Consider the following 12,525-nt stretch of genomic DNA (forward strand, 5'->3'; position numbering starts at 1 on the left):
TCACCGATTGCGCCCTTGTTTTATTTATAACGACTCATACCCACAGCATTCAAGTGTATAAACGATAAAAGCCCCAACCTCTTCCAAGGATGGGGCTTTTTATTACCTGAAATCAGGCTCCGTTAGGTATCAATCACGCACAAACGCGTTTGTTAATCTTTGCGACGTGTACGCACTGTTCTAGAGGCACCCATCACCAATAGAGCCAACATGCCAAATAGACTCACAGAACCGCCAGATGACGAGGTGGATGGAGGAGTAGTCGTAATTGTAACTTTTGGTTGTACAGTCACAGTAATTTCACCCGTTGCGGACCCGCCTTTGCCATCAGACGCTTTATAGGTGAACGTTTCTACCCATTGTGCTGCGCCAGAAGTACCAGGTGCCGTGTACGTGATCTTATTACCTTGAATTGACGTACTGCCTCGCTTAGGAAGTGATGTAATCGTTAGGCTTAGTGTATCGCCATCGGCATCTGTGTCGTTATCAAGTGGCTTAATAACGACTTTATCGCCGAATGTAACGGTAACGGCATCGTCTTGAGTAACCGGAACTTTATTACTTGCTTGAATGTTAAAAGTAACCGTATCCGTCGATTGAGCCCCTGCTTCATCGGTAACGGTAAGCGTCACATCTAATCTTTTACTTTCACTTAAATGCGGTATACGAACTGTTAGTTGAGAAGAGTGTTCACCAAATAATAGATAATCTTCGGACGTACTCCAAAGGTATTTTAGATTTGATGTTTCAACGTCGGAACTTTCAGTACCAGATATTGTGATAGATTGACCTGCAGAGATGATAGCTGAACGAGCTGAAATAACCGCCGTAGGCACGTCATTTACCGGGTTTACTGTGATATCAACAGTGGCAATGTTTGACGTTAACTCTTCCGTTGTCTTCAATCGATAGGTAAATGAGTCGTTACCATGGAAGTTGGTGTTTGGTATGTAGTTAGCAACAGTTGATTGAGTATAAACTCGTCCGTGAGCAGGAGGAGTGACGATTTCGATCCCCTCTATTGGATGAGAGAAGTCGACTATGTCATTATTTCTCAGGTTTGAATCTACCGCGGTGTCTTCGTCCAATACGATTGTATCGTTTTCAGCAGTGAGCACCGCGCTTGTGTCGGAGCGCAACAGTGCGCCAAAGCTAAACTGAAGCATTGGGTTCATAGCGAAAAGTTGGTGATTATCTTTAAAAAGTGCGTCACTTGACCACCAAGATTCCACTTCACTGTAATTAATATAGGTTTCGAAGAATTTCCGTTCGATTTCTACGAAACCGTCGGTGAGTTCCAATAGTAGCGTGCTTTTCCCATCGGGTAGTGAAACGCTGTTTTCTAGCATAATTCTATTGCTCTCAGGAATGTATCCTTGAGACAGAAGTTGACCTTCTTCTGGAGTAACAGAGAGAACATTGTCAGCAGGTTGGTATGGGAATAACCAGAGTTTATATTGAGTGTCTTGAATACCCGTAGATCGAGTATAGATATGCAGGCCATCCAAAACACTTAACGAGTCTCGTGGATTAATGGCAAAGGCTGCATAATTAACACCAGTATAAGAAAGCTGCAAGTAAGCGCGCTGGAAAGAGGTTGCCCAAGCGTATTTGTTTGGCTCGTCGACCATGCGTAAGTTAAAACTTGCTCTATTTGTATTGCTTGAGATGCTAGTAAACGCAATGTCAGAGTTTATCCCGACAAAACTGGATAGAGATGGAGTTGTGGTATCCGACAAGCTACGTTTGTTTGTGCTACCAGGGAAGACGTCACCGTTATCTGCTCTCCAGCCAACACCGAGTTCATCCAGCCCATCAGCCTGCAAAATCTGAACCTGCATCGGTCCAACTTTACGCGCTTCGTTATTGATATTAACTGACGTAACAAGCAAGCCTTCACCAGGAATACCTGCATCGTAATCTTGGGCTTGTCTGTTTTCTAGGTAGACGCGGCTGCCTTTTTCTTTTAGGTAAGGGTCAACGTAAATAACAGCGGAGTCGTTCGTTGTTTGTATTTCCTGCTGACCAGACGAATTCAAAACTCTTGGTTCGACAAACCCTGCGGCTTTTTTCGTCCATGCCAACATATTCGAAGGTGTTTGACCAGGATACTGGTCGCCAGGTTTCATCGCCCAAGAGCCACCACTCATTACACCCCAATACCCAATAGAACCTTTATCTGGGTTGTTTTTATCTGGGTACAAATCAGGTAATGCCAGCATTAAGTGTCCAAGCTCATGAACAATCACCCCTAACGTCGACTGATGGTCACCTTGATAATCGGCAAACAAGCAATACGAATTGATTTGCACGTTATCCACTGTAATTGGGCTATGGTTCCACTTATGTGGCCAAATGGCTGGGTTTTCTGGTCCGCCAGTTCGGTCGTATCCTGCAAACACAAACATAACTGAAAGTTCGGAAGGGGTGATTTTCCCGTCTAGATCTTTGTCAAAATCCGTGAAATTGACCAGTGGATCGAGTTTACTGTATATTTCTTCAAAGACAGGTGCAAACGCATCCCAACATTGATTGATACAACTTGGATGATCTTGAGCAAGTGTAATATCGATCACACCATCATTCACAGTGCCATCTATCTCATTAGCTGGAACCACCTCGTAATTATCCGAAGAGTTTTTGCGAAAGTAATCTTTCACGCTTTGCTGCGTTGTTGAAAATACTAGATCGGTAAAGTCGTGAGTCATGGCGACATCGGCGAAAGAAACTTGAACCACAAGCAATGATTGCTCAACTACTCCGTTTGCAGCTTGGTTGCGCTGAACCTTTTGAGGTATAGATTCAGCATAATTTGATTGCATAGTGCTTAAGTTACCGCTTTGAGGTACGGCTGCTTTTTGGGCTTTCACTTGCAATTTAAACGCAGTAGCGGGTTCGATGATGGATGCGATAGGTGGTGTTGTTGTAGAAGAGAATATTTCGCCCGCCGAGACAAGCTTATCACTTGATTGATTGAGATGAGCAAAGTGCCATTTACTGTCTTGCTGAATTAAAGCGTGACCACCGGACGATTCATACCAGTGAAATTCTTTCGTCCCCTTCAACCTTACATCCATCGAGCTCCCATCAGGTAGGGTGATCTGATGAACTTGAGGAGAGGGCATTACCGTCGCGAAAGACGCAAATGAACATAGCCCCAGCAAACTAGCAAGGGCACTACGTTTAAATATTCTCATATAAAATTCCATTTTAATCATATACCTAGCGATGCGTATTTTCGTACAAAATGGCACCGTGAGTGGGGTTGTGACTAAAGTGTCAGTTTTTGAGACTGCTTTTATAAAACTTAGCACTTAATGGATGTGTCAGTATGTAACCTAGTGATTTTAAATGTTAATTTCTAATTTTTGGTTGGATTTAGAAAGGGTGTTTTATATATGAATTTAAATAGAGTTAACCCATTATCATAAAGGCTTCTGGCATATTTAACCGCTGCTTCAATTAAGCGATATAGCCAAATAAATTAGATCCTTCCTAGCTTTGTATTAGCCGTGAGAATTATTGATAGCGTTCACATTTGCAAATCTATGCAAATGCGCTGGCATGGTGAAACGTGTACATTAGCGCTTGTCCCTTAATTGGGAAGGGCGGTAGCGTATGATTTTTATGGCTTTTCAACGCTTCCCTCAAACTTCACCAAAAATGAATAATGAATATAACTATGAAATTAGTGGCGTTGCTTCTATTAGCCCTAGTTGGTGTGATTGGAGCTTATTTTTTCTATTCTCAGGGCAACTCCGATCCTGATATATCATCCATTCCCACCGATAACATTGAATTAGAACCCCAGAAAGAATCTGAGGTAGCCTCTTTCGAGCGAGATGCTGCTTTGTCTGAACCAGAAGTAACAACATTCAGTGAAGATGCAAACTACCCCACACCAGTTATCGAGCTTCAACAAACGCTGACTCATGGCATCCAAAACCTAGATGCACCAGAGCTACCTTTAGTTCAGGGAGACTTAAAAGATTTCTCTGAACAAAACATGCCCCAAGATATTGCCCCACCAGAAGAACTGATCGAGCTGAATCAAGAGCTTGAACGGCTTCAAACCATAGTGGATGGCAATCAAAACTAGCGGCATAAAAGTCGATTTTTATACCCTGATTTGGATACCTAAGTCGCTCACACCAACCAACGATGTGGTCGATTTGGGTATCTAGTACACCGTCAATCTATTCCAAATTCGTAACGGATAACGAACCCTATGAATGCGAAAATATCTTTCATCTCCTGCTTCGCCCATATACTTGGCAAGCACTTGGTTTCTCAACCATTGGCATTAACCTTACTCAGTTTCTTAACCACTTGGAGTACGTTAACGCACGCTACAGCTCCCGTTGTGCGAGGAGATTTTAATGTCTCTGGTGGTCAGGCGACCTATTCATTGCCAATCGACGTGGTACCCGGAAGAAATGGTCATCAGCCGTCACTCGCAATCAGTTACGCCAGTGATTCCCCAAATGGGTACCTCGGAATGGGTTGGAACATATCAGGGCTATCTTCCATTACACGATGTGGAAAAAACCTGCATAAGGATGGGCGTTGGGGTGGCGTTCGTTTAAATAACGACGATCGTTACTGTTTAGACGGTCAAAGGTTGGTGGCGATTACGGGTCAAGATGGCGGGCATTTAACCGAATATCGCTTAGAAAATAACGGTTACTCAAAGATTGTGTCGTTTAAAAGCAATTACAACGGTCATGGACCTTCCCATTTTAAGGTGTGGAAAAAGGACGGCTCGGTATATGAGTATGGGATGGAAGATACAGCGCAAGTTAACTTGCCTAGGCAAACCCATATATACAAATGGGCGCTGAATAAGATAACGGACCATACGAAAAGTAACCATATTGACTTTAAGTACTATGAAAACAATAGCACTGGACGTCATCGAATTAGCTCTATTAATTATATAGGTGGTTCGGTTGAATTTGGCTATGAGGCTAGATCAGATAGTACTTCCCAGTTATTAATGGGTTCAAAGCTAACAAGACCTCAGCGACTATCCAAAATCTATGTCAAAAACCAGTCCGCACAAACGGTTAGAAATTATAGCCTATCTTATGTTTACTCAACTGGTACTTCTCGCAGTTTACTTACCTCTGTAAAGAAATGTACTGGTAGTGGGATGGGAGATTGCTCAAACCAAATTAAATTTAATTGGACTTCTGATAGAAATACTCAGATAGAAAGAACGGCGAATACTCATATTCGAGACGTTAACTTTTTTGATGTCCAACGAGATGGAAAGAATGAGTATTTTGGTAGAGTTTCGAGTACTCAATTTCGAAACTTATCCGGGCAAGCTAAAAATATAAGTTCTTCAACTTATATTGGGCTTTCTGGAAGTCTAAAAGACATACAGATAAAAACCAGTAATGTCCCTTTAGGGAGCTATGATGCTCATGGTACTGGCGCTCTAACAACATACGATAGCAGGACTTGGTACTCAGGTGACTTAAACGGAGATGGAAAGGAAGAAAAGCGTGACCGTCGAAACCTAAAAATAGAGAAGACTGGTGATTTAGATAATGACGGCAAAGATGATATTTACTTCTATTCTCACGGCGCACGTAAGTTTTACTATTATTTAGCCTCAAACTCGCACAGAGAAAGCGCTATCAAGTTAATGCCTAATACCGAATCTGTCCGAGTCACTGACATAAACAATGATGGTTACAAGGACTTAGTGACAGTCGAGCGCCATAAAAGCAATGGTGCATGGATAATATTCTACTTATTCAACGGCAGTACCTATTCTTACGATACCGAAATAGTTGCTCATCACAATATTTCAGATATACGTTTTTTTGATTACAACGCAGATGGATATCCTGATCTCTACACCAATAAGAACATTCACAAAAATAATTTTGGTCGAATTAGCTGGGGTACCTACCTACGAACAGGCATTCAAAACTTCTCTGGTGTTACCGATTTAAACTTTGATGGTAGAACTGATTTGGTTCTTGGAGAGTCGAGCAAAGTTAAGTCTGTTCAAGTTTCCAAACCTTATGCTCAAGATAAAATTCAAAAAATCACCGAAGAGGGGCTGGTTTACACCATCGGCTACAAACCTGCGTCTGATACATCGGTTCATGCCCAAAGACGTTACTACTATTACCCTGTGGTCAACTCAACCCCTTCCCGTTACCTAGTTTATCATGTGAAAAAACAGCCCTATGGCTACAGCGCAACTACCTATGATTACCACTATCAAGGCGCAAAATCTCACCGCAAAGGTTTGGGCTTTTTAGGCTTTGACCAAATTACCGTTACTGAAAATTCTGACGTCACCACGACTACCATCTCGGAATTTTCTCCTCGAAACTCAGATGGCGTCGTTACTGTTCGTACTGCTGGTAAGCCAACAAAAATAACGGTTAAAAAGGCAGGCAAAAAAGTTAAGGAAACCAACTATCTTAACTATGAATCGAAGGTTCGGTCAGGTTTAAATGGCGTTAAATATTATGAAACCTACGCTCAGCAAATTGAAGTTAAAAGCTATGATGACGCTGGAACACATTTAAAAACGGCGACCACGACGATTACGCGCGACACCAAAGGCTTTGGCAATGTGACTGAAAAGACCACTGTTGTAGAAGGTCAGGTCGCCGATTCAGGTTCATTCACCACGAAAGACGAATTTGAGTACGTGTCCAATGGTACGGCCGAAAGCTTTCAAGCCTTGTCTATCACTAGCACCAGCGTTCCAAATATCGATGCGGTATTTAACCAGTTTGTTTACGGCATCACCAAGTACTGCGGTACCGATGGCAAAGTGTACGTTAAGCCAAACGATCAATTTGTTTTAATCCACGGCGATATAGATGTACCGCTGGTGCTCAAACGGATGAACTATTTCTATCGCTTTGATGGATCAACCAGTTCGAGCTCACCGAGCTACACCGAGCAGCAAGGCTCATTAACCGCAATTTCAGAATCGGCATTTAAAGCGGCGAACCCTCGGTCCTGCGGATCGCTGGTGTATCAAGATTTTAATGGCGATGGCACCAAAGAACTCACCAGTCGCCAGTTAAATGTGACTCAAGTTATTACGGAATCGGGCAGCGATTTCTGGCAACTAGGCGCGGTGAAAAAGTCTACCCAAAGCATCACAGACAACACCAGTGGCGATGTGAAAACGACGGCCTCCAACTTTGAATACACCACAACAGGTCTGCTAAGGAGACAAACCATCACGCCAACGGCGTACCAAGCTGGTGGTGTATCGGGGCGTAAACTGGTGACCGATTATGGTTACGATGCATACGGAAACGTCACCTCTCAAAGCGTGTCGGGTTCCGATCTCGCTAGCCGTACTACGCGCACTGCGTATGATAGGAGAGGCTTATACATCGATTACGCCACTAACGCCAAAGGTCATAAATCCGAATACACATTCGACACATCGGGCAGGCTTGTCGATGAAACCGCCCCGAACGGCAGAAAAGTCTCGTACCAGTACGATAACTTTGGTCGCGTGATCAAAGAAACGCATGGCAACCCCAATAACTTCGTTACCTACAACTACCTAGGCGCATCAGGGTGCGGGCTCAAGGATACTGAGGCCCTTCGCTGTGTGAAAACTACGTCTAACCAAGGGGGAGAAAGTTGGGTACAACTCGACTTTGTAGGGCGTGAAGTACGAAGTGGCGTTAAGAGTTTTAACGACAAAATTGCGTACACCGATACCCAGTGGGACAGAAACGGCAGAAAGACCAGCGTTTCGCGCCCATACTTCCAGAACGATACGGTATTCCACGTTGAATTCGAATACGACAGCCTAAACCGCGAAATACGCAAAAAAGAACCAAGCGCCACAGGTGGTGTTACGTTATGGAAAACCGAGTACAACGGCTTTAGCACCACACTTACCGATGCTCGTGGTTTCAAACATAAAACCACCACCAACGTGCTTGGGCATATCGTTAAAAAAGAAGAAGCGATAGGTAAAGCGGATTATAGCTACCAAACTTACACCTACTTCCCCGACGGCAAGCTAAAAACATCGATAGACAGTAAAGGGAATCCAACCAAAGTTGAGTACGACAACTTAGGCTATCGCGCCAAACTGGACGACCCAGATTTAGGTAAGTGGACATACCAATACAACGCCGCAGGTGAACTGCTTGAAAAGCAAGACGCCAACGGTGTCACCACAACTTATCGCTACGATTCGCTAGGGCGTAAGGTATACCAGAAAGACGGCAGCAGTGCCGCCTCAACATGGGTTTACGACGGGCGAGGCACAGCTTCACTGGGTGCCCTGACAGCTATGTCGGGTCACGGCAGCAACAGCGATTTCTACTACCACGCGAATGGGCTGTTGGCAGAAAAAGCCACGTTTGTGGATGGCGACAAGTTCAGCACACTGTATTTCTACGACAATTTTGACCGTCTAACCCGTGAAGTTCGCCCGAACGGCGCAGACAACTCAGCGTCAAGCGCACCCATCAATTTAAGCAGTGCAACGAACGCCAGTAACCGATTGGCGTTAGATTACGTGTACAACCCGCAAGGCTATCTGTCGCAAATTCAAAGCCCCTACACCTATGCGGATAACGCCTTTGCGAGTGAAAGCTACCGTGCAGAAATTGGTCAGCTTATAGAGCAAACTCTGGATGTTGCTAGGGAATACCTGAGTAAGGCACAGCGTTACGCACAGCAGAAAGATTTCTTCCAAGGCAAGGCGAATGAATACAACGCTCGAACCATTGGTCTGCACCATTTAGACTCTGCCTCCCTGCAAATTTTAGGCTCGGAGAATATCTTCAGACTTAAGCGTTGGTGCGATGCCAATGGCAAATGCTACCTTCGCCCAGGTACTTGGGTGATCTTGCATAATGATGTCTCTATTCCGCTAGACATCACCCTAGATGGCGCCATCTACGAGCTACAACAACGCGTTACCAGCACGCAAAATGGGGTGCGCCATTACCAATCCAGTGTGATTAACACAGGGTTAAGTGACAGCACCTTTAAACAGATGGGGCTGACAGCCGCGGGCGACTTCCGTGTAGTCGACTACGACAAAAACGGCACGCTAAACTTGATTGCCGCGAACGATGCTTATGGTGCTAATGCCGATTCTGCCACTCAGCAAGAACTGGTATTCAGCGCAGAAGATTTGCAACAAGCGGCGGACATTTCCAGCAGGCACTATCGCTATTACACCGACTTAGCCAGAGATTTGTTGACCTTAGTCGATAAGGTACAAAAACTGAGCAGCGTGTATTGTAAAGCCACCAACCACCTTGTGGGAGACAGCTCAGAAGTTACAAGACCAACCACGTGCCAAGGCGAAGTACAGGACGAGGAAAACCAGCTTGATCACCTCAAATCCATCAAAACCAATGCTGATCTAGCTGCGGCGAACAATTCCGGTGCATACCAAATTTACTGGCAACGCCGCGAAACTGATGCCTACGGCCATACGCTGTCGGAAACCTTGGGTAATGGGTTGGTTAACACCTATTACCACAGTGCATCAACGGGCAAGCCGATGATGATCACCACCCACAAAACGGGGCAGGTACTCAGCCATCGTTACAAGGACATCACCGGTAAGCAAAATGCCTTTGTGGGTTCATCCGATTCGACTCGTTGGCTGGAATATAAGTACGACGATCACAACAACGTGACCCAACGTTACGACCAATCGTTAGGCATTCGCGATTACTACACCTACGATGGGCTGGATCGCGTTAAAACCAACAACATCGTCTTCGATAACGGCAGCAACCACTCAAACGTCACCAAAAACAGCGCGTTCAGCTACGATTCCATCGGTAATATCCTAAGCAAAACAGGGGTATCGGGCACTTATGAATACAGCAATATTGGGGCAGGACCTCATGCTGTAACCAAGGCAAGCGGGCTAACGTACCAATACGACGCTGTGGGTAACATGGTGAGCGCCAAACGCAGCAACAACAGCACCGAGCGCACACTAAGCTGGACGGCATTCAACAAGCCAAGCGAAATCACTCGTAACGGCAAAACTGTCTCGTTCAGTTACGATGCCAACCACAACCGCTATAAGAAGGTATCGGGTACTCAAACCACGGTTTACATCGACAAAACCTACGAGCGAGTAACTGATGTCGCCACAGGTGAGGTTCAGCACCAGCACTTTGTGTACGCCGAAGGCAAGCTGATTGCTCTAAACAGCCAATCTGAAAACGCGGATGGCTCCATTACCAACAAGCAAGTGCGCTTCTTACACTACGACGCGCTGAACTCCGTGGATATGATCACCGACTTGTACGGTTACGTGGTCGAGCGCCGCAGTTACGATGCCTTTGGTAAGCAGCGTGATATCGCACCGCAGCGTGAAACGAACAAAAAGTACAATTACGTAGAGCAAATGGTGCTCACCAACCGAGGCTACACCGGGCACGAGGAAATCGAAGAAGTCGGGCTGATCCACATGAACGGGCGTGTGTACGACCAAACCCTAGGGCGGTTTGTGAGTGCGGATCCGATTATTCAAGCGCCATTTGTGACGAACAGCTTTAACCGCTATGCGTATGTGTGGAACAACCCGCTTAAGTATATTGATCCGACTGGGTTTAGGTTGGTTGAATTTGGCGGAGGTTCTGAGGGTACAGGACGATCTGTTCATACAAATGATGCTGGCAATAAGACACACTTTGATCGAAATGGTCGGAATACGGGTGACAAGCCTAGACGGTATGCAGATACGGACGATGAGCCTAGCAAGAAGCAAAGTGGTGACGAGGCAAGAGGATCTCTTAAAGAGCAAAACGACCGAGAACAACTTCGTTTATTAGATAATTTCATCGGTTCAGGGTTTTCATCTGATGACCTTGATGCTGATGCTTACGAATCTTATAGTGCTTTTAATGATCCCCGATATACTCCAGCCTATATGCAAGGCTGTAATGGGTGTGTAAAACCTTCAATAGGACCAGCAGATATTGTATTGGGGGTGTATAGCGTTGGTGTTGGGATTGTTCATGGTATTCGAGGTGCCTTGGCTTGGGGGGCAAGTAGACTTGGTGCAAAGAACTTAACAACTTCTCAGAAAAGATCTATTAAATCGCTAAACCAGCGCATTGATGAGCATAAAGAAAAGCTGGAAGCTTACAAAAAGGATCCTGATGCTTTTGATAATAAAGGCTTTTTGAAAAATGCTCCCAGCGATGAAATTCGACAACGCATTATTGATGGTCGAGTTCGGCATTTAGAAAAGGAAATCATAGATTTTCAAAAGAGTATTGATGACATTCTTGGAGGTTAGGACGCATGCTTGTTGATGTTAAAACACTGGAAAAGGCTATGTTAGCTATATTTGATCACCTTAAAGCTCAGGGAGTTTACTCTCTAGATATTGATAGTGATTTTTATTGGGACATCGTAAAAGAACAGAGATATGACCCTTATCAGGAGCCTAGTGATATAAATTTGGGTCAGCTCTCCGATAACTGGAATGAAATACAGAAAATTGCGTCAGGGGAGAAAGAACCAATAGGTTATGCTTTGATTTGGATTGCAAGCTTGTACCAATATATTGGCGAGACTAACCCTAGTTAGGCAAAAAAGTAATTAAATGGGACAGACACTTTTAGAAAAATCTTGAAGTGTCTTTTTACCGCTTACGCCAAGCGCTACTCGTATCGTTGAAATTGAGTTCAATACTTGAGGTATTTGCCTAAAAAGTGGCAAATATCCCCTATATCTTTGACTTTTGGGCACGCGAAATCGCCAAAGTGGTTATTGGCTTAAGCGTCTATGGTATGTGGTTTAGCTTGAAGGGAGCTTTAGCTATCAGGTAGCTGAAAGCAGGATATTCGCTTTCTGTTTAATTTCGGCATAGCGTGTTTAATGGTGGCTTCGCAACCAATGACCGTACCTTTTTCCAGTTGAGTACAAGCGCTCATCCAAGTGGCTTGGTCAATGCCCAATCGATTTAGAATGGAAGGAAGAGCTGAGCTGAGGTAGCCACGTTTACCTTAATATTTTGAGATCTTTCTAGAAAATAACGTATATCCGTTATTTTTTGTGTTTTTAGGTAAGTAAAACTACCGATTATGTATAAGGTATATTATGAATAAGGAAAAAATTTATCAGTATCTAATAGCATCTTCTTTGCTATTACCTTTCCATACTTTGGCAGGTGGATGGTCAGGTAGTCCATTAGGTATTAGTCAGTTCTTAGTAGAGGCGGACAATAGGGCATATGTCGTTTTCTCATCCATTCCTTTTCCTAGCGAGTGCAGTAGCCCTTCAGATAAATATCATAGAATTGACCCCAGTACATCTAAAGGAAAAACGATGATTTCTATGATTCTTGCTTCTAAAGTATCGGGTACAAATGTAACAGCTCTGGTTGGCGGTTGTGATGATTGGAATCGACCAATTTTGAAAGGTTTATCAGTAAACTAAACGAGAATAAATAGAGAATGTGAAATAAGTGGGACAGGCACTTTTAGAGTATGGTTTAATTTCGGCATAGCGTGTTTAATGGTGGCTTCG

5 protein-coding genes are annotated in these 12,525 nt (G+C 44.2%); 4 read left to right on the plus strand and 1 reads right to left on the minus strand.

Annotated elements, in window-relative coordinates:
* Positions 1-152: 152 nt before the first annotated feature.
* A complete protein-coding gene (locus VPNCDNU1_RS00570; RefSeq protein ID WP_167404688.1) occupies positions 153-3,197 on the minus strand; it encodes a M6 family metalloprotease domain-containing protein in 3,045 nt (1,014 codons plus the stop codon).
* Between the two features lie 485 nt (positions 3,198-3,682).
* On the opposite strand from VPNCDNU1_RS00570, the gene VPNCDNU1_RS00575 reads away from it, so the two are divergent.
* The 4 genes from VPNCDNU1_RS00575 (at position 3,683) to VPNCDNU1_RS28685 (ending at position 12,435) form a co-directional block, all read left to right on the plus strand.
* Positions 3,683-4,099 carry a hypothetical protein gene (locus VPNCDNU1_RS00575; RefSeq protein ID WP_104398551.1) on the plus strand — a complete coding sequence of 139 codons (417 nt, stop codon included), beginning with the start codon at positions 3,683-3,685 and terminating at the stop codon, positions 4,097-4,099.
* Positions 4,100-4,228: 129 nt separating this feature from the next.
* Positions 4,229-11,290 carry an RHS repeat-associated core domain-containing protein gene (locus tag VPNCDNU1_RS00580; RefSeq protein ID WP_104398552.1) on the plus strand — a complete coding sequence of 2,354 codons (7,062 nt, stop codon included), beginning with the start codon at positions 4,229-4,231 and terminating at the stop codon, positions 11,288-11,290.
* Positions 11,291-11,295: 5 nt separating this feature from the next.
* Positions 11,296-11,583, plus strand: a complete 288-nt coding sequence (locus VPNCDNU1_RS00585; protein WP_104398553.1) for a hypothetical protein — start codon at positions 11,296-11,298, stop codon at positions 11,581-11,583.
* A 513-nt stretch (positions 11,584-12,096) separates the two neighbouring features.
* Entirely contained in the window at positions 12,097-12,435 is a 339-nt protein-coding gene (locus VPNCDNU1_RS28685) for a hypothetical protein (protein WP_145959423.1), read from the plus strand.
* Positions 12,436-12,525 lie beyond the last annotated feature (90 nt).

The organism is Vibrio penaeicida, assembly GCF_002933855.1.
Taxonomy (GTDB): domain Bacteria; phylum Pseudomonadota; class Gammaproteobacteria; order Enterobacterales; family Vibrionaceae; genus Vibrio; species Vibrio penaeicida_A.

What these genes read in the sequence shown, in the direction of transcription:
- VPNCDNU1_RS00570 (WP_167404688.1), bottom strand. Translation starts at nt 3,197, where the DNA reads ATGAGAATATTTAAACGTAGTGCCCTTGCTAGTTTGCTGGGGCTATGT.
- VPNCDNU1_RS00575 (WP_104398551.1), top strand. Translation starts at nt 3,683, where the DNA reads ATGAAATTAGTGGCGTTGCTTCTATTAGCCCTAGTTGGTGTGATTGGA.
- VPNCDNU1_RS00580 (WP_104398552.1), top strand. Translation starts at nt 4,229, where the DNA reads ATGAATGCGAAAATATCTTTCATCTCCTGCTTCGCCCATATACTTGGC.
- VPNCDNU1_RS00585 (WP_104398553.1), top strand. Translation starts at nt 11,296, where the DNA reads ATGCTTGTTGATGTTAAAACACTGGAAAAGGCTATGTTAGCTATATTT.
- VPNCDNU1_RS28685 (WP_145959423.1), top strand. Translation starts at nt 12,097, where the DNA reads ATGAATAAGGAAAAAATTTATCAGTATCTAATAGCATCTTCTTTGCTA.